The sequence below is a fragment of the Pandoraea eparura genome (genome assembly GCF_902459725.1).
GTDB lineage: Bacteria > Pseudomonadota > Gammaproteobacteria > Burkholderiales > Burkholderiaceae > Pandoraea > Pandoraea eparura.
Genome location: NZ_CABPSH010000009.1, coordinates 51,167 through 75,091, shown reverse-complemented (window position 1 = coordinate 75,091; position 23,925 = coordinate 51,167). Strand labels below are relative to the sequence as shown.

Below are 23,925 nucleotides of genomic sequence, written 5' to 3'. Positions count from 1 at the left end.
TCTCACTTCCCGTATCCCGAGTCTCCTTGCATGTCCCAAACTTCTGTTCCGGGTCAGGGCGCGAACGCCCCTACCGCTACCGATGCAACGCTCGCCGCCCGCCGCGCGACCGAGTTGCGTGCCGAGTTGGTGCGTCACAACCGCGCGTATTACGAAGAGGATGCGCCGCTGATTCCCGATGCCGAGTACGACCGCCTGTTTGCCGAACTGGTCGCGCTCGAGACAGATCATCCCGAATTGAAGCGTCCCGATTCGCCCACGCAACGTGTGGGCGGCAAGCCCGTGGAGGGGTTCGCGCCGGTGGTTCACCGGGTGCCGATGCTCTCGCTGAATAATGGCTTTGCCGACGAGGATGTTGAAGCGTTCGACCGTCGCGTGTCGGACGGGTTGCGCGATGGGGGGGCGCCGTCGGGCGATCTGTTCGGTGCGCCGGTCGAATATGCGGCCGAGCTGAAGTTCGATGGGCTGGCAATCGCCTTGCGCTACGAGCGCGGCGTACTCGTGCAGGCGGCCACGCGCGGCGACGGCACGACCGGTGAGGACGTGACGGCGAACATTCGCACAATCAAGAAGATTCCGCTGCGCCTGTCGACCGACACTCCTCCCGAAGTGCTGGAGGTCCGGGGCGAAGTGCTGATGTTCCGGGCGGACTTCGACAAACTCAATCGGGCGCAGGAAGCCGCGGGCGAGAAGGTGTTCGTCAATCCGCGCAATGCAGCGGCGGGCAGCCTGCGACAGCTCGATTCGAGGATCACGGCGAAGCGACCGTTGTCGTTTTTTGCCTACGGGGTGGGCGAACTGGTGGGCACCCCGATGCCGGAGACGCATTCGGCATTGCTCGACTGGTACGTCACGCTTGGCATTCCGGTCAATGAGCGGCGTGAAGTCGTGCAGGGCGCGCCGGGCTTGCTGGCGTTTTACCGCGCGGTCGGCGAGGCGCGTGAGTCGCTGCCTTACGACATCGATGGCGTGGTCTACAAGGTCAACCGTCGCGACGAGCAGGATCGTCTCGGCTTTGTCTCGCGCGCGCCGCGCTTCGCGTTGGCGCACAAGTTCCCGGCGCAGGAAGCGCTGACGACCTTGCTCGACATCGAAGTGCAGGTAGGGCGAACGGGAGCGATCACGCCGGTGGCGCGGCTGGCCCCGGTCTTTGTCGGCGGGGCGACCGTCACCAATGCTACGCTGCACAACGAGGACGAGATTCGCCGCAAGGACGTGATGATCGGCGATACGGTGATTGTGCGCCGGGCGGGCGACGTCATTCCGGAAGTCGTCGGGTCGGTGCTTGAACGCCGGCCGGCGGATGCGCGGGCGTTCGTCATGCCGACGGCCTGTCCGGTGTGCGGGTCGGCCATCGAGAAGCTGCCCGACGAGGTCATCGCACGCTGCACGGGCGGTTTGATTTGCGCGGCACAGCGCAAGCAGGCGTTGCTGCACTTCGCGCAGCGCCGGGCGCTCGACATCGAGGGGCTCGGCGACAAGCTGGTGGAGCAACTGGTCGACCAGCACATCATCCGCACGCCGGCGGATCTGTTCAAGCTGGGCGTCGCGAAGCTGGCGGCGCTTGACCGGATGGCCGACAAGTCGGCGGCCAACCTCGTGGCGGCGCTCGAGGCGGCCCGGCACACGACACTGGCGCGGTTCATCTTCGCGTTGGGCATTCGCCATGTGGGCGAGGCGACGGCGAAGGATCTCGCGCGTCATTTCGGCACGCTCGACAACGTGATGGCGGCGAGTGCCGAGGCGCTTCTGGCAGTGCCGGACGTTGGTCCCATTGTGGCGCAGTCCATCGCCAATTTCTTCGGCGAACCGCATAATGTCGAAGTGATCGAACAGTTGCGGGCGGCGGGCGTGACCTGGGCGGAGGCCGAGCCGGCGGCGGCGGCACCGCTGCCGCTGGCCGGCAAGACGTTCGTGCTCACGGGCACGCTGCCGACGCTCTCGCGCGACGAGGCGAAAGCCATGCTGGAGGAGCGGGGGGCGAAGGTTGCCGGCTCGGTCTCTGCGAAAACCGACTATGTGGTCGCCGGCGCGGAGGCGGGGAGCAAGTTGGCGAAGGCCGAGGCACTGGGGGTGCCCGTGCTGGACGAAGACGCTATGCGGGCGATGTTGGCCGCGCTTTGATGGGAGGATCCAATCGATGATTCGCGACATCCTGAAGATGGGCGATCCGCGCCTGCTGCGCATCGCCAAACCCGTGGAGCAGTTCGATACGCCCGAGCTGCGTGAGCTGGTTGCCGACATGTTCGACACCATGAAGCACGCGAACGGCGCGGGACTGGCGGCCCCGCAGATCGGCGTCGATCTGCAGGTGGTGATCTTCGGCTTCGAGCACAACGAGCGCTATCCGGACGCGCCTGAAGTGCCTGAAACCGTGCTCATCAACCCGGTCGTCACACCGCTCACGCAGGACATGGAAGAGGGCTGGGAAGGCTGCCTGTCGGTGCCGGGGCTGCGCGGCATGGTCAATCGCTATTCGATGCTGCGCTATGAGGGGGTCGATCAGTACGGTCGGGCGATCGACCGCGTGGCAGAGGGTTTCCATGCCCGGGTCGTGCAGCACGAATGCGATCATCTGATCGGCAAGCTCTATCCGATGCGGATTACCGACTTCAGCAAGTTCGGCTTTACCGAGATTCTCTTTCCGGGGCTTGACCCCAAGAGCGACGACTGACGGGTGGGGCAATAGGGTGAGGTAGCGTCAGTTGGCTCGTGTCCGGGCGAGGCGGGATTGCCGGTCAATCCAATATCGCGCTCGCCGGAACGACGATTTCTGGCTGCATCACGTGATGCATGATGGCCTCCAAAATGAGAAAAACCCTACCGCGTTACCCGCGTGTAGGGCGGAATGGCCACCTACTTAACCCCATGCGCCGAAACACATGCGGTTTGTCAGGCAGCCAAGCCCGCCTCGATGGCGGGCGCTTTCATGGACTGTGTCGCCGACTCAGAAGCCTTCGCCAGCACGAAGGTAGCGCCACTCACCCACGGGCAGGTTGCCCAGCGTGATGCGTCCCATGCGAACGCGCTTGAGGCCGGTCACGTGCAGGCCAACCAGCTCGCACATCCGGCGGATCTGGCGTTTCTTGCCTTCCTTGAGCACGAAGCGAAGCTGCTCCGGGTTTTGCCAATCGACCTGTGCGGGCTTGAGCGGTTGATCGTCGAGTTCCAGACCATGACGCAGCAGGGCCAGGCGGTCGGCCGGGAAGTGCGCCTGAACGTTCTCCACATGCTCGTTGTAAGCGACGCGCACGAGGTATTCCTTCTCGATCTCCGAATCTTCCCCGATCAGTTGCTTGGCGATGCGACCGTCCTGTGTCAGGACGAGCAGGCCGGTTGAGTCGATGTCGAGGCGTCCGGCCGGCGCGAGACTGCGCAGATGTGACGGCGAGAAGCGCACGCCGGCATCGTCTTCGGCCCAGTGATGCTCACGCGTGACCAGGACGACGGCCGGCTCGTAGCCGTCTTCGGCCTGACCGGAGACATAGCCGATGGGCTTGTGCAGCAGGATCGTCATGCGATTGGCTTGCTCCTTGCGAGCGGCCTGCACGACGGTGATTTCCTGCGTCGGCAGGATCTTCGTGCCGAGTTCCGTCACGACCTTGCCGTCGACGCGTACCCATCCCTTGGCGATCCACTCGTCGGCTTCGCGACGCGAGCACAGTCCGAGTTCCGACATGCGCTTGGACAGGCGCAGCGATCCGGCGGCGTCGTGGTGAATCTTGACGTCGTCGGCATCGTGTTCGACGCGTGGCGCGCGCGTGGGGCGTGCCTGGCGTGCGGGTTGGGTGTCGCGATCGTCGCGGGCATAGCGGCCGCTCGGTGCACCTTCAGCGCTGCGACGCGGGCGGTCTTCGTCGAAACGACGCGGAGCACGGTCATCAGCGCCGCGCTTCGCCGGGCGAGCGAAATCGCCACGGGCACCGCCTTCGGGGGCGCGGCGCGGGCGGTCTTCATCGAAACGACGCGGTCGCGATTCGTCGTCAAAACGCGCCGGACGTGCACCGGCAACACGCTCGCGCTGGCCACGTGCGGGCGGGCGCGCTCCCGTGGGACGCTTTTCGTACGGCGTTGCGCTGCCGGCTGCGGGCTTGCGCGGTGCGGCACCACTGCCCGCCGGACGACGTGCCCCCGCGGGCGCGGGCGCCTCGTTTACCGGGCGCGGGCGCGCCGGTTTCGCGGCGGGCTTCTTTTTTGCGCCGCTGGCATCGAGCATCGACGCGGGCACGGCTTTGGTCGGACGGCTCAACGCGCCGGACGAACGCACCGGGGCGCGAGTCTTGTCGAGAGTGCGGGGATGTTTGGCGCTCAGTTTGGCGCGCGGGGTATCGCTCATGATTCCAATGCTTCGAGTAATTCGGTCTCGACGGCGATTTGCAGACGACTGTCTTGCAAACGGCTGCCATCGAGCAGGAACGTGTCTTCGACACGTTCGCCGAGAGTGTTGATGCGGGCGGTACGCACGCTTACGCCGTGACGCGCAAGCACGCGAGCGACCGCGTACAGCAGACCGGTGCGGTCGTTGGCCGACACCGATAGCAAGTAGTACTGACCGCGATCGTCGGGCCGCAGGTCGACGCGCGGGGTGACCGGGAAGCTGCGAGAACGTCGCGGCAGCCGGCCTTTGCTGGGCTCCGCCAACGGCTCGGCACGGGTAAGCAGCGACACCAGTTCGCTCTCCACCAGATTGATGATGTCGCGGTAACTCGTGTCGAGACCCGGATCGGTCAGCAGAAAGCTGTCCAGCGCAAAGCCTTGGCTGGTCGTGTGGACCTTGGCATCGAGAATCGACAGCCCTTTGCGCTCGAAATAGCCGCAGATGCGCGCGAACAGGTCGACCTGGTCGCGCACGTAGACCATTACCTGCAATCCTTCGCCAATCGGCGAAGGCCGCGCCTTGACGATGGGGGCCGCACTGTCCACGTGCCGCCAAAGATGGCGTGTCTGCCAGGCGACATCCGCCGGGTCGTTGCGCAGGAAGTACGCGACGTCCAGCGTGTTCCAGAGCGCCTCCTGCGCGCGTTCCGGCACAGTGTACAGCCGCAACAGCCCGAGGGCCTCTTCCTTGCGCGTTTTCAGTTGCGAGCGCGGGTCCGGGTTGGCGCCGCCGAGCACCTGCAACGTTAGCCGGTAGAGGTCTTCGAGCAGCTTGCCCTTCCAGGCGTTCCACACTTTCGGGCTGGTGCCGCGAATATCGGCGACGGTCAGGAGATACAACGCCGTCAGGCGGCGCTCGTTGCCCACCTTCGCCGCAAAACGACGGATAACCTCCGGATCGGTGGTGTCCTGCTTCTGCGCGACAGTGCTCATCGTCAGATGTTCGCCCACCAGCCAGGCGATCAGTTCCGTGTCCTCCTTGTCGACGCCGTGACGCGTACAGAAGCGTCGGGCGTCGGTCATGCCGAGCGTGGAGTGATCGCCGCCGCGGCCCTTCGCGATGTCATGGAAGAGGGCCGCGATCGTCAGCGCCCAGGGGCGATCGAAGTTTGCGATCAACTGGCTGCAGAACGGGTACTCGTGGGCATGTTCCGCCACGGCGAAACGGCGGATGTTGCGCACGACCATCAGGATGTGCTGATCGACCGTGTACACGTGGTAAAGATCGTGCTGCATCTGGCCGACGACGCGCCGGAAGTTGATCAGATACCGGCCGAGCACACTCGTCTGGTTCATCAGGCGCAAGGCGTGCGTGATGCCCTGCGGCTGCTGCAGAATGCCGAGAAACGTGTTGCGATTTTCGGGGTCGGCACGCCACTGCGCGTTCATCAGCTCGCGGGCGTTGTACAGCGCGCGCAGCGTGCGCGCCGACAGCCCCTTCACGCCGACGACCTGCTCGTAAAGCAGGAATGTTTCGAGGATGGCATTCGGGTGACGCTGGTACAACTCGTCGTCCACGATCTCGATCATCCCCTGCTTCTCGACGAAACGGTCGTTGATCACGCGCGTGACCCCGCTGGATTGCGGGAACAGGCGGGCTTCGACGTTGAGCAGCAGTACCGTATTGAGTTGCGAGACGGCCTTGGCGGCCCAATAGTAGCGCCGCATGAGCTGCTCGCTGGCCCGTTTGGTGGTCGTGGCGTCGAAGCCAAGACTCTGGGCGAGCGGTGTCTGCATGTCGAACACGAGCACGTCCTGACGCCTTCGCGCCAGCAAGTGCAACCGCGCGCGAAGGCCTTTCAGGAACTGCTCGTTGCGGCGCAACTCCTTGAGTTCGCGGTCGGTTAGCAGATCTCGCGCGAACAGTTCCGACCAGCTATTGCCGAGGCCGGCCGCCTTCGTCATCCAGAGAATGACCTGCAGGTCGCGCAGTCCGCCCGGGCTTTCCTTGCAGTTCGGTTCGAGGCTGTAAGGGGTGTCCTGATATTTGGCGTGACGCTGGCGGATTTCCAGTTGTTTGCTGCGGAAAAAAGCGCGCGGATCCAGATCGGCCGAGAAACGATGCTCGAATTCGTCGAACAGCGTCGCGTTGCCGGTGAGCAGGCGCGCTTCGAGCAGACTGGTTTGCACCGTGACGTCGGCATGGGCTTCGGTGATGCATTCGTCGACGGTGCGGACCGACGATCCGATCTCGAGTCCGATATCCCACAGGAAGCCGATGAACGGCTCCACGTGCGACGTGAGTGCCTCCGGGTCGGCATCGTGGTGCAGCAGGAGAATGTCGACGTCCGAGTGCGGGTACAGTTCACCGCGCCCGTAGCCGCCCACGGCGACCAGCGCGAAACCGTCGGGCATCTGGCACTCGGCCCAGGCGTCGCGCATGGCCTGATCGACGGCCTGGCACAAGCCATGCAGCAGCACGTCGATCTTGCCGTGTGTGGAAAAGCGTTCGACGAGTTCGGCCTTGCGGTCCTTGAGGGCCTGACGTAGCGGAGACGGGGCGTGCGCACGCGCGTGCATGGCGGCTTCCTGGTGGTGAAGGTAACGAGTCAGGCCGAATGGCCGCCGTGATGACGGGCGGCCGCGCGACGGTGGCTCAGGCGGCAGTGGCGAACGATGTCACGTACGACGATCCGGGCGGCGGCGGCGGCGCGAGGGCCGAATGCGTGAGCACCTCGTGGCCCGTTGGCGTCACCAGCACCGTGTGCTCCCATTGCGCCGACAAACTGCGATCGCGCGTCTTGACCGTCCATTGATCGGGCATCGTCCGAATCTCGCGCTTGCCCGCGTTGATCATCGGCTCGATGGTAAAGATCATGCCGGCCTGCAATTCGAGACCGGTGCCTTGACGACCGTAATGCACGATCTGCGGATCCTCATGGAACACTTGGCCGATGCCGTGCCCACAGTACTCGCGCACTACGCTGTACCCCTGGGCTTCGGCATGCGTCTGGATCGCATGGCCGATGTCGCCCAGATGCGCGCCGGGGCGTACCTGATTGATGCCGAGCCACATGCATTCATATGTCACCTGCGCCAAACGCTTCGCGAGGATCGAGCCTTCGCCAACCATGAACATGCGGCTCGTATCGCCAAAGTAACCGTCCTTGATGACGGTGATGTCGATGTTCAGGGCGTCGCCGTTCTTGAGCGTCTTGTCGCCGGGAATGCCGTGGCAGATCACGTCGTTGACCGAGATGCAGGTGGCCTTGGGGTAGGGCGGATAGCCCGGCGGCTGATAGTTCAGCGGTGCCGGCACCGTGCCCTGCTCGTTGAGCATGTACTCGTGGCAGAGCCGGTCGAGTTCCCCGGTCGTGACGCCGGCACGCACGTGCGGCGTAATGAAATCGAGCACCTCGCTGGCCAGTCGGCAGGCGACGCGCATCATTTCAATGTCGTGAGCATTCTTGAGGGTGATGGCCATTGCGGAATCGGAGAAATTGCGTAAACAGTGGCGCATTATCGCACCAAAGGGCGGTGTTCGCCCCGTCCGGCGTGGATTTCGGAGCGTTCCGACGATGAAATTTCAAGGTTCCGAGCACATCACGCCGTGGCGAGGCGAAATGGCCGGCGCGCCGCGCAAACCGGGCGTTTCCGGGTTGTCATCGCAACTTCACGCGTCGCTTGAGTGATGGTGCGCTGCGATGCTATAATCTCGGGCTAAGTCGAGGACGAATTGCTGGCAAACCCAAGGGTTTTCCCTTGTGTTTCAACGGTCTTCGCTGGGTTTTTGGGGAGATTTTGCCCCAGTGTGGTGCCAAAAGGCGCTGCGTCCGGCGATGTTCGGGGGGGCATGTTTGTCATCGGCTTGGAAATTTTGAAATCGCGGGCCGGCGCACCCAGGGTGCCCGATCTTCGCAGGCGGGTCATGCAAAGCTGTGTGGCAGTCTGGCGAAACGGGTACGGCAGCCGGTCTAAGACCTAACCCTCACGGAGAATCACATGTCTGTCACGATGCGTCAGATGCTGGAAGCGGGCGTCCACTTTGGTCACCAAACCCGTTTCTGGAACCCCAAGATGGCCCCCTATATTTTCGGCCATCGCAACAAGATTCACATCATCAACCTCGAAAAGACGTTGCCGATGTACCAGGACGCCCTGAAGTACGTGCGTCAACTGGCAGCAAACCGCGGCACGATCCTGTTCGTGGGCACGAAGCGTCAAGCGCGTGACATCGTGGCGGAAGCCGCAGGTCGCGCCGGCATGCCTTACGTCAACAACCGTTGGCTGGGCGGCATGCTGACGAACTTCAAGACGCTGAAGTCGTCGATCAAGAAGCTCAAGGACATGGAGCAGGCGCTGGAAGCCGGCGAGCAAGAGCGCATGAGCAAGAAGGAAGCGCTGCTGTTCGATCGCGAAATGGCCAAGCTGCAGAAGTCGATCGGTGGCGTGAAGGAAATGGGCGGTATGCCCGACGCCATTTTCGTCGTCGACGTCGGCTACCACAAGATCGCCATCACGGAAGCCAACAAGCTGGGCATTCCGGTGATCGCCGTGGTCGACACGAACCACTCGCCGGAAGGTGTGGATTACATCATCCCGGGTAACGACGACTCGAGCAAGGCGGTTGAGCTGTACGTGCAAGGCGTTGCCGACGCCGTCCTCGAAGGCCGTGCAAACGCCGTCAAGGAAGTCGTGGAAGCCGTGCGCGGCGATGGTAACGACGAGTTCGTCGAAGTGAACGAAGAGGCGTAAGCGGCCACCGCTGCGTAACAAAAGGGGCTGCTGGTGGCGCCCCTTTTTTTTAGTCCGATTTTCCCGCGTCGGGTGCGCGGGGCGCCAGGGGGCGGGCAGTGAGGCCGTCCGGGTGCCAACCTCTCCCGACTGATTCGATATACAGGAGTAACGAGATGCCGGCAATTACTGCAGCAATGGTGGGCGAACTGCGCGCCAAGACCGATGCGCCGATGATGGAATGCAAGAAGGCGCTGACCGAAGCCGACGGCGACATGGTCCGTGCTGAAGAAATCCTGCGTGTCAAGCTGGGCAGCAAGGCCAGCAAGGCCGCCAGCCGTATCACCGCCGAAGGCGTGATCGCTGCCTACATCGACGGCGGCAAGGGTGCCGTGGTCGAAATCAACTGCGAAACCGACTTCGTCTCGAAGAACGACGATTTCCTGAAGTTCGCGAACGACGTGGCCAAGCTGGTCGCCGAGCACAACCCGGCCGACGTGGCCGCCCTGTCGGCGCTGCCGCTCGACGGCAAGACCGTTGAGCAAGTGCGCGCGGACCTGATCGGCAAGATCGGCGAAAACATGACCATTCGCCGCTTCCAGCGTTATGACACGGCAGGCAAGCTGGCGGCTTACCTGCACGGCACGCGCATCGGTGTGGTCGTCGAGTACGAGGGTGCCGACGCCGAAGTGGGCAAGAACGTCGCCATGCACATTGCCGCCATGAAGCCGGTGGCCGTGTCGGGCGATCAAGTCGCGCCGGAACTGATCGAGAAGGAGCGCAAGGTCGCGGCCGAGAAGGCTGCCGAATCGGGCAAGCCGGCCGAGATCGTGGCCAAGATGGTGGAAGGCAGCGTGCAGAAGTTCCTCAAGGAAGTCTCGCTGTTCAACCAGGCTTACGTGAAGGACGACAAGTCGAGCGTCGAGCAGATGCTCAAGGCCAACAACACCACGGTCAAGGGTTTCACCATGTTCGTGGTCGGCGAAGGCATCGAGAAGAAGCAGGACGACTTCGCGGCGGAAGTGGCGGCGCAAGTGGCCGCGGCCAAGCAGTCGTAATTCGCGCAGTACCGCAGTATCCGGGGGCGGCGGTGCCGTCCCCGTTGTTTCATCCAGAATACCCAACAGTGCCCGACCAGACTTCTTAAGGACCGCCATGTCTACTCCTTACAAACGCGTACTTCTCAAGCTCTCTGGTGAAGCCCTCATGGGTGACGATGCTTTCGGCATCAACCGCGCGACCATCGAACGCATGGTCGGCGACATTGCCGAGGTCGTTCGCCTGGGCACGCAATTGGCTGTCGTAATCGGCGGTGGCAATATTTTCCGGGGTGTGGCAGGCGGTGCCGCCGGTATGGACCGTGCAACGGCCGACTACATGGGCATGTTGGCCACCATGATGAACGCGCTGGCGCTCCAGGATGCCATGCGCCATGCCGGTATCGAAGCGCGTGTACAGTCCGCGCTGCGCATGGACCAGGTGGTCGAGCCCTACATTCGCCCGCGCGCGATCCGACAGCTCGAAGAGGGCAAGGTCGTGATTTTCGCCGCCGGTACCGGCAACCCATTCTTCACGACCGACACGGCGGCTGCGCTGCGCGGGTCGGAAGTCGGCGCCGAGGTGGTGCTCAAGGCCACCAAGGTCGACGGCGTATACTCCGCAGACCCCAAAAAAGACCCCAACGCGGTAAAGTACTCGACCATCAGCTTCGATGAAGCCATCTCGAAGCACCTGCAGGTCATGGACGCGACGGCTTTCGCGCTGTGCCGCGATCAGAAGATGCCGGTGCGTGTCTTCTCGATCGTGAAGCCGGGCGCGCTCAAGCACGTCATTCTCGGCGAAGACGAGGGAACGCTCGTCCACGTTTGAGCTCAAATTGCGGCGTCGGCGTGCATGGGCGCGCCGACGCCGTATTATTTACGTTTGCGTAACAATTCAAGGTTTGGAGGTTGTCATGAGCGTTGCTGACGTCAAGAAAGGTGTCGAGCAAAAGATGAAAAGCTCGATCGAGTCGTTCAAGAACAACCTGGCGAAGATTCGTACCGGTCGCGCGCATGCCGGCCTGCTCGATCACGTTCAGGTGGACTACTACGGCTCGATGGTGCCCATCTCCCAGGTCGCCAACGTGAACCTCGTCGACAGCCGTACGATCGGCGTGCAACCGTGGGAAAAGAAGATGGTTGGCGTGGTCGAGAAGGCCATCCGTGAATCGGATCTGGGCCTGAACCCCGCCACGCAAGGCGATCTGATCCGTGTGCCGATGCCGATGTTGACCGAAGAGCGCCGTCGCGAACTGACCAAGCTGGTCAAGTCGGAAGGCGAAGCCGCCAAGGTTGCGGTGCGTAACCTGCGTCGCGATGCCAACGAGCAACTCAAGAAGCTGGTCAAGGACAAGGAGGCGTCGGAAGACGACGAGCGCCGTGGCAGCGACGAAGTGCAGAAGCTCACCGACAAGTTTGTTGCCGAGATCGACGAACTGGTCAAGCAGAAGGACGCCGAGATCATGACGGTCTGAGTGCCCCGGCACTCACTGCACGATCTCCGCTGACTTTCGCGCTCGATTCCCGCGCCGTACCTCAATGGGTTTTCTCAGCTCTACGCGCTCCGTTCCCCAGACAGCGAGCATTCCGCGCCACGTCGCCATCGTCATGGATGGCAACGGGCGTTGGGCTACCCGTCGCAAGCTACCCCGTGTGGCCGGCCACAAGCGCGGCGTCGATGCCGTGCGTGAAGCGGTGACGGCCTGTGCCGAACTCGGCGTCGAGTATTTGACGCTGTTCGCGTTCAGTTCCGAGAACTGGCGTCGACCGCAGGACGAGGTGTCGACGCTGATGCAACTTTTCATTCTCGCGCTCGAGCGCGAGGTCGGGAAGCTGCACAGCAACGGGATTCGCCTGCGCGTCATCGGTGCGCTCGACGCCTTCGAGCCGCGCATTCAGGAGCTGGTCCGGCGTGCGGAAGTCCGTACGCAGGACAACACGGGCCTCACGTTGACCATCGCCGCCAACTACGGCGGGCGGTGGGACATCCTGCAGGCGGCCCGTAAGCTTGCGGCCGCGCGCCTGGCGAGTGGCGGCCCGGCAGCGCTCGAGACGTCGTTTTCCGAGGACGATCTCGCGCCCTACCTGAGCATGGCCTATGCCCCGGAGCCGGATCTCTTCATTCGCACCGGCGGCGATCAGCGCATCAGTAATTTTCTGCTGTGGCAACTGGCGTACACTGAGTTGTATTTCACCGAAGAATTCTGGCCGGACTTCAACGCCAATACCCTCAAACGGGCCGTCGCCGAGTTTCAGCAGCGCGAACGCCGTTTCGGCCGTACCAGCGCGCAAGTCCAGAACCCTCCGGGACATTCCGCCTGATGCTCAAGACACGCGTCATTACCGCTGTCGTACTTCTCGCCATTCTCTTGCCTGTGATCTTCGTCGGTACGCCGGCGCAGTTCGCTTTACTTGCCGCCGTGATCGTGGCCGCCGCCGGCTGGGAATGGGGGCGGCTCGTCGGTCTGAACGGGGTGGGCGCCGTTTTTTACGGGGCGCTCGCGTTGCTGGGCGTGGGTCTGACATGGGCGGGCGGCTGGATGCTCTCGTCGATCTGGCTCAAGCCCGCGGCTATTTTCTGGGTGCTTGCCGGCCCCTACACGCTCGCGCGCAAGCCCGCGACCCGCGGCGCATGGCGCGGTTTGCTGCTCGTCGCGGGCCCGGTATTGCTGATCGCGGCATGGCAGGCGCTTTGCCTGGCGCGTGATCGCGGCGTGGCGTTCCTGCTTTCGGTGCTCGTGATCGTGTGGCTTGCCGACACGGGGGCGTATTTCGCTGGCCGTGCGTTCGGCCGTCGCAAGCTTGCCCCGTCGATCAGTCCCGGAAAGTCCTGGGAAGGGGCGGTCGGGGGATGGCTACTGGTGCTCGTGGTCGCGGCGGGCGTGCTCGCGAGCGGCTTGCAGGCCCCGACCCTCGTCTCTCATTTCGCCGCCACGCAGGGCCTGGCACTCGGCGCGTTGGCGTTGACGGTGCTGGTGGCTTTCTCCGTCGTGGGCGATCTGTTCGAATCTCAACTCAAACGGCAGGCCGGCGTGAAGGATTCCAGCGCGCTGCTGCCCGGCCACGGGGGCGTGCTCGACCGCATCGACGCGTTGCTCCCGGTGCTCCCGCTGGCTTTGCTCTTCGTCTGATCATGTCGCAACGACTCTCCATTCTCGGCTCCACCGGCTCCATTGGCGTTAGCACGCTAGACGTCGTGGGGCGTCATCCCGGCCGATTCTCCGTCTACGCGTTGTCGGCGCACCGTAACCTGGATCGCCTGTTCGAGCAGTGCGTCGCCCATCGCCCGAAGGTGGCGGTGGTGGCCGACGCCGACGGCGCTCGCTCGCTGGCGGCGCGTCTGATCGATGCTGGCCTGAAGATCGATGTGACCTACGGTCCGCAAGCCCTGGTTGACATCGCGCAGGCGACCGAGGCTACGATGGTCGTCGCGGCCATCGTCGGCGCCGCAGGGCTGCAGTCGACGCTTGCCGCCGCCCGTGCCGGCAAGCGCATTCTGCTCGCGAACAAGGAGTCGCTGGTGCTCTCCGGCGCCCTGTTCATGGCGACGGCCGAGCGCGCCGGCGCAACCTTGCTCCCGCTCGACAGCGAGCACAACGCCATCTTCCAATGCTTGCCACAAGTGGCTGGCGAGAACCGGGTGTCGACGCGCGGCGTCGAAAAACTGGTGTTGACCGCCTCGGGTGGACCGTTCCGCGAGCGAGCGCTGGCGTCGCTCGAGAACGTGACGCCGGACGAGGCGTGTGCGCACCCGAACTGGGTCATGGGCCGCAAGATTTCGGTCGATTCCGCCAGCATGATGAACAAGGGCCTCGAAGTCATCGAGGCGCACTGGCTGTTCAATGTGCCGCCCGAGAAGATCGAGGTGCTGATCCATCCGCAGAGTGTGATTCACTCGATGGTGACGTACACCGATGGCTCGACCCTCGCACAACTCGGCAATCCGGACATGCGCACGCCCATCGCCCACGCACTGGCGTTCCCGGATCGCGTGACGTCGGGCGTGGCGAGCCTGAATCTGGCCGATATTGGCAAGCTGTCCTTCGAGGCGCCGGATTTGCGCCGTTTTCCATGCCTGCGTCTGGCGTTCGACGCCCTGCATCGCGGCGGCACCGCGGGCGCGTTGCTCAACGCAGCCAACGAGGTGGCGGTGGCCGCCTTTCTCGAGGGGCGCATCCGCTTTACGGCCATCGGTCAGGTGGTCGAGCAGGTGCTCGACACGGTTGCCGTCGGTGAGGCGACGTCGCTCGATGTCGTGCTCGACGCCGATCGTCATGCGCGTGAACTGGCAACGGCGATCGTCGCCAAGCTGCCGGCCCGGGCGTCGTCCTGACGCCTGACCCCTGACCCCATGTCGTAACGTCTTCGCGGCCCCCTTCGCTCATGACTCTGCTGACCACGTTGCTTGCGTTTGCCGTCGCCATTGGCGTGCTGGTGGTATTCCATGAGTTGGGCCACTACTCGGTTGCACGGCTCTGCGGGGTCAAGGTTCTGCGATTTTCGGTCGGCTTCGGCACGCCCTTGCTCAAGTGGAAGATGGGGCGCGATCGTACGGAGTGGACTGTCTGCGCCTTGCCGCTGGGTGGCTATGTCCGAATGCTCGACGAGCGCGACGAAACTCAGGTCGTTGCCGCGGAGGATCGCGCGCGGGCCTTCAATCGACAATCGGTCTACAAGCGCTTTGCCATCGTGGCGGCGGGGCCGGTCGCGAACTTTCTGCTGGCGATCGTCCTGTACGCGGGCCTGAATCTGGCGGGCGTCACCGAGCCCGTCGCGCGCATCGCGCCGCCGGCGGCCGGCACGCTGGCGGCGCGCGCGGGGCTGTCGGGTGGCGAGTTGATCGTCGGTGTTCGCGAAAACGGGAGGAGTCCTGACGAGGCCGTCGGCGACGAGACGCCCGTGCGGTCGTGGGAAGACCTGCGCTGGCGTCTGGTCGACCCGATGATCGAGGGACAGCGTGTCACGCTCGTGGCGCGCACCCGCGACGGGCGCGCGGAATACATGCTGGACGCCGCCGGTCAGCACTTCGATGCCGATGGCGAGCAGGACTTCATGCAGCGCCTCGGTCTGGCGCCCTCGGCGCGGGTCACGGTGGGCCAGCTTCTGCCGGGGGGCGCGGCAGGGCCGGCCGGCCTGCGTGTTGGCGACGAGATCACGGCGGTGGACGGCAGTCCCGTCGCGTCGGCCAAGGGGCTGGTGGATGCCGTGCGCGCCCACCCGGGCAAGCCGATGACCCTCACCGTGCGGCGCGATGGCACCCTGCACGACGTGACGCTGACGCCGAGCGCAGAAGTCGATCCGGCTGGGGCGCGCGTGGGCAAGATCGGAGCGGCGCTGGCGACTCAGGTCGATACCGTGACGGTTCGATATGGGCTGCTCGAGGCGATCGGCAAGGGCGCGCAGCGCACGTGGGACGTCACGTCGTTCAGCGTGCGGATGTTTGGAAAGATGTTGACAGGGCAGGCGTCGCTCAAGAATCTGAGCGGGCCGGTAACGATTGCGGACTACGCGGGGCGTTCGGCCCGGCTCGGGCTGGATTATTTCGTCGCCTTTCTCGCGCTTGTCAGCATTAGTCTCGGGGTATTGAATCTGTTGCCGATTCCCGTTCTGGACGGTGGCTATCTGTTATATTATGCGGTCGAAGCGATTACCGGTCGGGCAGTTTCCGAGCGGTGGCAGGGCGCACTGCAACGAGTGGGCATCGTTTGCATCCTCGCGCTGTCTGCCGTAGCCCTATTCAACGACCTGTCGAAGTTGTTGCACTAGACAGCGTCACGCGCCTGCCGTCGCAGGCAAATCCGAGTTGTTACGATTCAATTGTTTCTTGGGGAAGCAAGTTGTCGAATAAATACCACCTTGTTCCGAAGACCCTGGTGATTGCGGTTCTGGCGGCACACAGTTTCCTGGCGCGGGCCGTCGAGCCGTTCGTGGTCAAGGATATCCGAGTGGAGGGCTTGCAGCGCATTGAACCCGGTACGGTGTTCTCGTACTTGCCGGTCAAGCCGGGTGACAAGTTCAACGACGATAAGGGCACCGAAGCAATTCGTGCCCTTTATGCAACGGGCCTGTTCTCGGACGTGAGCGTTGAAGCGCAAGGCAACGTGCTGGTGGTGCACGTCAACGAGCGTCCCGCGATTTCTACCATCGACTTCCTCGGCATCAAGGAATTCGACAAGGACGGTTTGAAAAAGGCATTGCGCTCGGTCGGCCTGACCGAAGGCCGCAGCTTCGACCGTAACCTGCTCGAAAAATCGGAACAGGAACTCAAGCGTCAATACCTCACGCGCGGTTACTACGCTGCCGAGGTGAAGACGACGATCACGCCACTCGAGCGCAATCGCGTAGGAATCCAGTTTGCCGTGACGGAAGGCCCGAAGGCCACGATCCAGCAGATCAACTTCGTCGGCAACAAGGCGTTTTCCTCATCGGATCTGATGGCCGAGATGCAACTCGGTACGCCGAACTGGTTGTCGTGGTATTCGAAGAACGACTTGTACTCCAAGGACAAGCTCACGGGCGATCTGGAAAAGGTCCGTTCGTTCTACCTGAACCGCGGCTATCTGGAATTCAACATCGACTCCACCGACGTTTCCATCACGCCGGACAAGGACGAGATGTACCTGACGATCAACCTGCACGAAGGCGAGCCGTACAAGGTGTCGGACGTCAAGCTCACGGGCGAGATGCTGGGCAAGCAGGACGACGTGCGCAAGCTTGTGCAACTCAAGGCCGGCGATACGTTCTCGGCAGCCAAGCTGCAAGCCAGCACGAAGGCGATTTCCGACATGCTCGGCAACTACGGCTTCGCGTTCGCCAACGTGAATGCCCAGCCGACGATCGATCGAAACAACCACACGGTGGCGCTGACGCTGACGGTCGAACCGGGTCGTCGCGTGTACGTGCGCAAGATCAACATCGTGGGCAACTCGCGCACGCGTGACGAAGTGATTCGTCGCGAAATGCGCCAGCTCGAAAGCTCGTGGTACGACGCCGACCGTCTCAAGCTGTCGCAGGACCGTATCAACCGTCTGGGCTACTTTACCGACGTGAACGTGACGACCGAGCCCGTGGCCGGTTCGAACGACCAGGTCGATCTCCAGGTGAAGGTCGAAGAAAAGCCAACCGGGACGATCAACGTGGGGGCGGGCTTCTCGTCGACCGACAAGGTCGTGCTGCAAGCCGGTATCAGCCAGGACAACGTGTTCGGGTCGGGTACGTCGCTGTCGGTCAACGTGAACACCGGTAAGACGTACCGGACGTTGGCTGTCACGCAGGTCGATCCGTACTTTACGGTCGATGGCGTGAGCCGCATCACGGACATTTACTACCGCACGTACCAGCCGCTGCTGCTCACGAGCGATTCGGATTTCCGTATCAACACGCTGGGCGGCAACCTGAAGTTCGGCGTGCCGTTCTCGGAAGTCGACACGGTGTTCTTCGGTCTGGGCTTCGAGCAGACGCGCCTGCACCTGACGAGCGATGGCTCGACGCCGCAACGCTATATCGACTACGCCAACCAGTTCGGCTACGTCAGCAACAACTATCCGCTGACCATCGGCTGGTCGCGCGATTCGCGCGATAGCGCGTTGATCCCGAACCGCGGTCACTACCAGCAGGCCAACATCGAAGTCGGTACGCCGATCGGTACGACCAAGTACTACCGTGCCTACTACCAGCACCAGTACTACTACCCGGTGAGCCGCGGCTTTACGCTGGCACTCAACGGCGAAATCGGCTACGGCCACGGGATGGGCGGTCAGCCGTTCCCGATCTTCAAGAACTACTTTGCCGGCGGTATCGGTTCGGTGCGCGGCTATGAGCCGAGTTCGCTGGGGCCGAAGGACACCAACGGCGAGCCGCTGGGGGGCGCGTCGAAGCTGATCGGTAACATCGAACTGACGTTCCCGCTGCCGGGAACGGGCTATGACCGCACGCTGCGTATCTTCACGTTCATGGACGGCGGTAATGTGTTCGATAACGGCCAGGCGATTACCCTCAATAACCTGCGCTATTCTTACGGCTTCGGCTTGTCGTGGATTTCGCCGATTGGCCCGCTCAAGCTCTCGATGGGCTTCCCGCTGACCAAGAAGGTGGGCGATCAGTATCAGAAATTCCAGTTCCAGGTCGGTACGTCGTTCTAACGACGGCGCGTCGATCGGTTCCGAACGTTTTATCGTTGTAAAGGGGTATGACATTGAACGGTATCCGTAAGCATTGCCTGCGCGGCGTGGCCGCGGCGTTGCTGGCCGGGGCAGCCTTTGCTGCCATGGCTCAGGATGCGCGCATTGCCGCAGTCAATTCGGATCGCATTCTGCGCGATTCGGCGCCGGCCAAGGCCGCACAAGCCAAGCTCGAAGCCGAGTTCTCCAAGCGGGACTCGGATCTGCAGGCCATGGCGCAGCGTCTGAAGGCGATGTCGGACAAGCTCGACAAGGACAACCCGACGTTGTCCGACGCCGAGCGTGCCAAGCGTCAGCGTGATCTGGCCGCTGCCGACACCGAATTCCAACGTAAGCAGCGCGAGTTCCGTGAAGACCTGAATCAGCGTCGCAACGAAGAACTCGCCGCGGTGCTCGATCGCGCCAATCGCGTCATCAAGCAGATTGCCGAAGCAGACAAGTACGACCTGATCGTGCAGGAAGCCGTCTACGTGAGCCCGCGTATCGACATCACTGACAAGGTGCTCAAAACCCTGAACGCGAGTTCGGGCAGCGGCACCGGCGGCAAGTGACGGGCTCGACTTCGGTGCCGGGTTCGCCGTCGATTTCGTTGGCGCAGTTGGTTGCCCGCTTCGGCGGCGACCTCGTGGGTGATGGCGAAATCGCCGTGACGGGGCTGGCACCGCTCGATCGTGCGGGCGCGAATCAGCTCGCGTTCCTCTCCAATCCGCTGTATCTCGCCGAAGTGCCCAACTCGGGCGCGGCGGCCGTGATTCTCTCGCGCGCCGACTTCGACAAGCTGCCGTCGCATGAGGGGCGCGCGTGGATCGTCGCGCCGAATCCCTATGCGTACTTCGCGCGCGTCGCGCAGATGTTCGCACAGGCGGCGACGCCGGTCCCCCCGGCCGGCATCCATTCGAGCGCTGTCGTCGATCCGACGGCCGTCGTGCCGGCCTCGTGCGTGATCGGGCCGAACGTCGTGATCGAGGCCGGTGCGCGTCTGGGCGAGCGGGTGCGTCTGGTGGCGAACGTGTTTGTCGGTCGCGGCACGACCTTGGGCGATGACGTGCTCGTCTATCCGAATGCCACGCTGTACCACACGAGCGTGATCGGTGCGCGTTGTGTGATTCACGCGGGCGCGGTGATCGGTTCGGACGGGTTCGGTTTCGCGCCGGATTTCTCCGCCGCCGGTGGCGAATGGGTGAAGATTCCGCAGGTCGGACGTGCCGTGATCGAGGACGACGTCGAAATCGGCGCATCGACCTCCATCGATCGCGGGGCGATGGCCGATACGGTAATCGAGCGCGGTTGCAAGATCGACAACCAGGTGCAGATCGCGCACAACGTACGGGTCGGCGCTTTCACGGTGATTGCCGCGTGTACGGGCATCGCCGGCAGCAGTACCATCGGTAAATTCTGCATGCTGGGCGGCGCCGTGGGCGTGGCCGGGCATGTCACGATCGGCGATCGCGTCATCGTGACGGCAAAGTCGGGGGTGTCGAAGTCGATTCCCGGTCCGGGGACCTATACGAGTGCGTTTCCGGCCATCCCGAACGCCGAATGGAACAAAAACGCGGCCATCATGCGCAATCTGGACAAGATGCGTGATCGCGTGCGTCAACTTGAAGCGAAGGTCAAAGACCTGCAAGACAAATGAGCGAGACCACTATCCATATCGACATCCACAAGATCATGAAGCTGCTGCCGCATCGGTATCCGATGCTGATGGTGGATCGCGTGATCGGGCTGGAGCCGCACAAGAACATCAAGGTCATCAAGAACGTCACGATCAATGAGCCGTATTTCACGGGCCATTATCCGCAGCGTCCGGTGATGCCGGGCGTGCTGATCGTCGAAGCGCTGGCACAAGCCGCCGCGCTTCTCACCTTCTCGGAAGAGGTGGTGCATGACGAAAATACGCTTTACTACTTTGTAGGCATCGAGAACGTTCGCTTCAAGCGTCCGGTCGAACCCGGCGACCAACTCGTGCTCGATGTCGACTTCGTGAACGAGCGCCGAGGCTTCTTCAAGTTCAAGGGCAAGGCGCTGGTAGACGGCAAGATCGCGGCGGAAGCCGAGTTCATGTGCATGGTCAAGAAGAACGGCGAGTAACCGGAATTAAGACGCTCATGACGAACATTCATCCCACTGCTGTCGTTGATGCGAAGGCGCAACTGGCCGACGACGTCATCGTCGGTCCCTACGCGATCGTCGGGCCAAACGTGACGATCGGCGCCGGCACGCAGATTCTTTCGCACTCGGTTGTGGACGGTCATACGACGCTGGGCGAAGGCAACAAGATCGGTCCGTTCGCGTCGATCGGCGGCAGTCCGCAGGATATGAAGTACGCCGGAGAGCCGACGCGGCTTGTCATCGGCGATCGCAACACGATTCGCGAATTCACGACCATTCACACCGGTACGGTGCAGGATGGCGGTCTGACCGGGGTTGGCAACGACAACTGGATCATGGCTTACGTGCACATTGCGCACGATTGCCATGTGGGCAACCACACGGTCTTCTCGAGCAATGCGCAACTGGCCGGCCATGTCATTGTCGGCGACTGGGCGATCATTGGCGGCATGACCGGCGTGCATCAGTTCGTGCGCATCGGCGCGCACGCGATGGTCGGGGGCGCGTCGGTGCTCGTGCAGGACGTGCCGCCGTTCGTCATCGCATCGGGCGACCGCGCGGTGCCCTACGGTATCAACGTCGAGGGGTTGCGCCGCCGTAACTTCACGGCCGATGCGATCACGGCGCTGCGTCAGGCGTACAAGTTGCTCTACAAGAGCGGTCTGACGCTCGACGAAGCGAAGGTGCAGATCGAAGCCTTTGGCAATGCAGGCGAACCCGACGTGTCGGACGCCGTGCGCGCGCTGCTCGACTTCCTCAACGCCAGCACGCGCGGTATCGTGCGCTGACCCATGCCGACGACCCTTCCCGGTGCCGGCCAGCGAACCCTGGCGATGGTGGCCGGGGAGTTGTCCGGCGATCTCATTGCCGGCAACGTGCTTGCCGGTCTCAAGCAACGCCTTCCGGCCGACATCGCTTATGCGGGTGTCGGCGGTCCGCATATGGCGGAGGAGGGGTTCGATGCCTATTGGCCCATCGACAAGCTCTCTGTCATGGGCTACGTCGAAGTCATCAAGCATCTACGCGAGATTCTCTCGATTCGCAAGCAACTTCGCGAGCGCTGGCTGGCGGAGAAGCCGCTCGCGTTCGTAGGCTTCGATGCTCCCGACTTCAATTTCGATCTGGAAATCAAGCTGCGTGAGGCGGGCATTCCCACGATTCATTTCGTGAGCCCGTCGATCTGGGCGTGGCGCGGTGGCCGCATCCACAAGATCAAGCGCGCCGCCGATCACATGCTGTGCCTGTTCCCGTTCGAGCCAGAAATTTACCACCGCGCAGGCATCGATGCGACGTTTGTCGGCCATCCGATGGCCGACAAGATTCCGATGGTGCCCGACGTCGCCGGCGCGCGAGCCAAGCTCGCGCTGCAAGGCACCGGCCCGGTCGTCGCTATCCTGCCGGGTAGCCGGACATCGGAGGTGCAGCGGCTTACCCCCGTGTTCTTCGCGGCCATGCGCCTGCTCGCCAAGCGCGAGCCGTCGATTCAATTCGTTCTTCCGGCGGCGACGCCGCGCCTGCGCACGCTGATGCAGCCGATCGTGGATGCGCACAGCGATCTCAACCTGCACGTGATCGACGGCCGTGCGCCGCTCGCGCTGGAAGCCGCGGACAGTGTGCTGCTGGCGAGTGGCACGGCCACGCTGGAAGCGGCCCTGTACAAGAAGCCGATGGTCATCTCGTACAAGGTGCCCTGGCTGACGGCGCAGATCATGAAGCGTCAGGGGTACTTGCCGTACGTGGGGTTGCCGAACATTCTGTCGGGCGAGTTCGTCGTGCCGGAGCTGCTACAACACTTTGCGACCCCGCAAGCGCTCGCCGATGCCGTCTGGAAGCAATTGACCGACCCTGCGTTGCGCGAGGCGTTGCAGGCGCGCTTCACGAAGATCCACGAGCAACTGCGCCAGAACACGGCCGAGCGATCGGCTGAAGTGATCGAGCGGGTGCTGCGTGAGAAGGGGCGGATATGATCGAGGACATGAAGGGGCGCCGTGGTGCACGCAAGACGGCCTCTGGGGATCTCCTGCCATCCGAGCCTGCCCGCCCGGAGAAGACGCCAGTGGTCCAGTCGGCGAGCAAGTCGGCGATGAAGCCGCGCACCCGTACGCCCAAGGCGACGCTGCCGCAAATGGCGCTCGATCTGTTCGCCGACGTGGCCACCGACCTCACTTGCGGCGTGGATGAAGTCGGGCGAGGTCCGCTTGCCGGGCCGGTCGTGACGGCGGCGGTGATTCTCGATCCGGCGCGCCCGATCAAGGGGCTGGCCGATTCGAAGAAGCTCACGGCACAGCGTCGCGAGGCGCTTTACGAGGAAATCGTCGAGCGCTCGCTTGCCTACTGCATCGCCGAGGCGAGTGTGGCGGAGATCGATTCGCTGAACATCCTTCACGCAACGATGCTTGCGATGCAGCGCGCGGTGAATGGCCTGTCGCGTGTGCCGACGCTCGCGCTCATCGACGGCAATCGCTGCCCGATGCTGCCGATGCGTGCCGAGGCGATCATCAAGGGAGACGACAAGGTGCCGGCGATTTCGGCGGCGTCGATTCTCGCTAAGGTCACGCGCGACCGCCAGCTCGTCGCCTTGCACGAGGCGTTCCCGCAATACGGGTTTGACGAGCATGTCGGTTATGGCACGCCACGCCATCTCGCGGCGCTGCGTCTGCACGGTCCGAGTCCGCATCATCGTCAATCGTTTGCGCCGGTGCGCGAAGCCTTTGCCTTGTTCGGCGCGATCACCGTCGCGCGCGTGGGCCATTTGTCATGAAGCTCATCAGTTCCAAAGACAATCCGTTCTACAAGCGGCTGAAACATCTGGCGCAGTCGAACCAGCAGCGGCGCAAGCTTGGGCAGACGCTGCTTGAAGGTGTGCACCTGGCCGACGCCTATCTCGATGCGCTGGGCCAACCGCTCGTGTGCGTCGCGGCCGAATCGGCGCTGGAGAACCCCGAAGTCGCGCAGATCTGGGCGAGAGTGGACGCCGATCGTCGCGTGTGTCTGCCGCCCGTGCTGTTCGAGCCGCTGTCGATGCTCGTCAACGGTGTGCCGCTGCTTTTCGTGGTCGAGATGCCGTCCGGGCATCTGCCCGCCACGCAAACGACTGACTGCGTCATTCTCGACGCGGTGCAGGACGCGGGCAATGTCGGCTCGATACTGCGCAGCGCGGCGGCAGCGGGTGTGCGCGACGTGTACTGCATGTCGGGCACAGCGCTCGCCTGGTCGAGCAAGGTGCTGCGTGCCGGCATGGGGGCGCATTTCTCGCTGAACATCGTGGAGCATTGCACGCCGGATTCGCTCGCACCGCGCTTGTCGGTGCCGCTGCTGGCGACGAGCCTGCAAGCGAGCACGTCGCTCTATGCGCAGGATCTGCGCTCGCCCGTGGCGTGGGTGTTTGGCAACGAGGGTGCCGGGGTGTCCCCGCAGTGGCTCGAACGCGTGCAGCTGCCGATCCGTATTCCGCAGCCGGGCGGCATGGAGTCGCTCAACGTGGCGGCGTGCGCGGCCATTTGCCTGTTCGAGGCGGTGCGTCAGCGACTGTCGTGAGGCGA

The 23,925-nt window shown here is 63.4% G+C and carries 21 protein-coding genes; 18 read left to right on the top strand and 3 right to left on the bottom strand.

The features are described from left to right. Positions 1-30 precede the first annotated feature (30 nt). Both ligA and def read left to right on the top strand, forming a co-directional pair. Positions 31-2,124 carry an NAD-dependent DNA ligase LigA gene (gene ligA / locus PEP31012_RS17125; protein WP_150590512.1) on the top strand — a complete coding sequence of 698 codons (2,094 nt, stop codon included), beginning with the start codon at positions 31-33 and terminating at the stop codon, positions 2,122-2,124. Positions 2,125-2,140: 16 nt separating this feature from the next. After that, positions 2,141-2,674, top strand: coding sequence for a peptide deformylase (gene def, locus PEP31012_RS17120; protein WP_150590511.1), 534 nt, complete (start codon positions 2,141-2,143; stop codon positions 2,672-2,674). Positions 2,675-2,947: 273 nt separating this feature from the next. On the opposite strand, the gene PEP31012_RS17115 is transcribed toward def, so the two are convergent. The 3 genes from PEP31012_RS17115 to map form a co-directional block, all read right to left on the bottom strand. Further along, on the bottom strand, positions 2,948-4,336 hold the full coding sequence (locus PEP31012_RS17115) for a pseudouridine synthase (RefSeq protein ID WP_150590510.1): 1,389 nt from the start codon (positions 4,334-4,336) through the stop codon (positions 2,948-2,950). Next, complete coding sequence (locus PEP31012_RS17110) at positions 4,333-6,897, bottom strand: [protein-PII] uridylyltransferase (protein WP_150590509.1); 2,565 nt, start codon at positions 6,895-6,897, stop codon at positions 4,333-4,335. Before PEP31012_RS17110 ends, PEP31012_RS17115 begins: the two co-directional genes overlap by 4 nt. A 76-nt stretch (positions 6,898-6,973) precedes the next feature. Beyond that, positions 6,974-7,837, bottom strand: coding sequence for a type I methionyl aminopeptidase (map, locus tag PEP31012_RS17105; RefSeq protein ID WP_150590508.1), 864 nt, complete (start codon positions 7,835-7,837; stop codon positions 6,974-6,976). Positions 7,838-8,319: 482 nt separating this feature from the next. Here map and rpsB point away from each other — a divergent pair, with 482 nt between their 5' ends. The 16 genes from rpsB (at position 8,320) to PEP31012_RS17025 (ending at position 23,920) form a co-directional block, all read left to right on the top strand. After that, the gene (rpsB, locus tag PEP31012_RS17100; RefSeq protein WP_150590507.1) at positions 8,320-9,072 is read left to right on the top strand and encodes a 30S ribosomal protein S2; all 753 of its coding nucleotides are present in this window, start codon (positions 8,320-8,322) and stop codon (positions 9,070-9,072) included. A gap of 155 nt (positions 9,073-9,227) precedes the next feature. Continuing rightward, positions 9,228-10,109 (top strand): translation elongation factor Ts, encoded by an 882-nt coding sequence (tsf, locus tag PEP31012_RS17095; RefSeq protein WP_150590506.1) that lies wholly within the window; start codon positions 9,228-9,230, stop codon positions 10,107-10,109. Between the two features lie 97 nt (positions 10,110-10,206). After that, on the top strand, positions 10,207-10,920 hold the full coding sequence (pyrH, locus tag PEP31012_RS17090) for a UMP kinase (RefSeq protein WP_150590505.1): 714 nt from the start codon (positions 10,207-10,209) through the stop codon (positions 10,918-10,920). Positions 10,921-11,005: 85 nt separating this feature from the next. Continuing rightward, complete coding sequence (gene frr / locus PEP31012_RS17085) at positions 11,006-11,566, top strand: ribosome recycling factor (protein ID WP_150590504.1); 561 nt, start codon at positions 11,006-11,008, stop codon at positions 11,564-11,566. 64 nt (positions 11,567-11,630) lie between these two features. Continuing rightward, positions 11,631-12,413, top strand: coding sequence for a polyprenyl diphosphate synthase (gene uppS / locus PEP31012_RS17080; protein WP_150590503.1), 783 nt, complete (start codon positions 11,631-11,633; stop codon positions 12,411-12,413). Next, a complete protein-coding gene (locus tag PEP31012_RS17075; RefSeq protein WP_150590502.1) occupies positions 12,413-13,222 on the top strand; it encodes a phosphatidate cytidylyltransferase in 810 nt (269 codons plus the stop codon). The genes uppS and PEP31012_RS17075 overlap by 1 nt, the downstream gene beginning before the upstream one ends. A 2-nt stretch (positions 13,223-13,224) precedes the next feature. After that, entirely contained in the window at positions 13,225-14,424 is a 1,200-nt protein-coding gene (gene ispC, locus PEP31012_RS17070) for a 1-deoxy-D-xylulose-5-phosphate reductoisomerase (protein ID WP_150590501.1), read from the top strand. A 50-nt stretch (positions 14,425-14,474) separates the two neighbouring features. Beyond that, entirely contained in the window at positions 14,475-15,857 is a 1,383-nt protein-coding gene (gene rseP, locus PEP31012_RS17065) for an RIP metalloprotease RseP (protein WP_150590500.1), read from the top strand. 71 nt (positions 15,858-15,928) lie between these two features. Beyond that, positions 15,929-18,232, top strand: a complete 2,304-nt coding sequence (gene bamA / locus PEP31012_RS17060; protein ID WP_174978275.1) for an outer membrane protein assembly factor BamA — start codon at positions 15,929-15,931, stop codon at positions 18,230-18,232. A 47-nt stretch (positions 18,233-18,279) separates the two neighbouring features. Beyond that, positions 18,280-18,822 carry an OmpH/Skp family outer membrane protein gene (locus tag PEP31012_RS17055; protein WP_150590499.1) on the top strand — a complete coding sequence of 181 codons (543 nt, stop codon included), beginning with the start codon at positions 18,280-18,282 and terminating at the stop codon, positions 18,820-18,822. 14 nt (positions 18,823-18,836) lie between these two features. Next, complete coding sequence (lpxD, locus tag PEP31012_RS17050; protein ID WP_150590612.1) at positions 18,837-19,907, top strand: UDP-3-O-(3-hydroxymyristoyl)glucosamine N-acyltransferase; 1,071 nt, start codon at positions 18,837-18,839, stop codon at positions 19,905-19,907. After that, positions 19,904-20,362, top strand: coding sequence for a 3-hydroxyacyl-ACP dehydratase FabZ (gene fabZ, locus PEP31012_RS17045; RefSeq protein WP_150590498.1), 459 nt, complete (start codon positions 19,904-19,906; stop codon positions 20,360-20,362). Before lpxD ends, fabZ begins: the two co-directional genes overlap by 4 nt. A 17-nt stretch (positions 20,363-20,379) precedes the next feature. Further along, positions 20,380-21,171 (top strand): acyl-ACP--UDP-N-acetylglucosamine O-acyltransferase, encoded by a 792-nt coding sequence (lpxA, locus tag PEP31012_RS17040; protein WP_150590497.1) that lies wholly within the window; start codon positions 20,380-20,382, stop codon positions 21,169-21,171. Between the two features lie 3 nt (positions 21,172-21,174). Continuing rightward, positions 21,175-22,350 (top strand): lipid-A-disaccharide synthase, encoded by a 1,176-nt coding sequence (gene lpxB, locus PEP31012_RS17035; protein ID WP_174978274.1) that lies wholly within the window; start codon positions 21,175-21,177, stop codon positions 22,348-22,350. A gap of 116 nt (positions 22,351-22,466) precedes the next feature. Then, the gene (gene rnhB, locus PEP31012_RS17030) at positions 22,467-23,144 is read left to right on the top strand and encodes a ribonuclease HII (RefSeq protein ID WP_174978283.1); all 678 of its coding nucleotides are present in this window, start codon (positions 22,467-22,469) and stop codon (positions 23,142-23,144) included. After that, the gene (locus PEP31012_RS17025) at positions 23,141-23,920 is read left to right on the top strand and encodes a TrmH family RNA methyltransferase (protein ID WP_150590495.1); all 780 of its coding nucleotides are present in this window, start codon (positions 23,141-23,143) and stop codon (positions 23,918-23,920) included. The genes rnhB and PEP31012_RS17025 overlap by 4 nt, the downstream gene beginning before the upstream one ends. Positions 23,921-23,925: the final 5 nt, after the last annotated feature.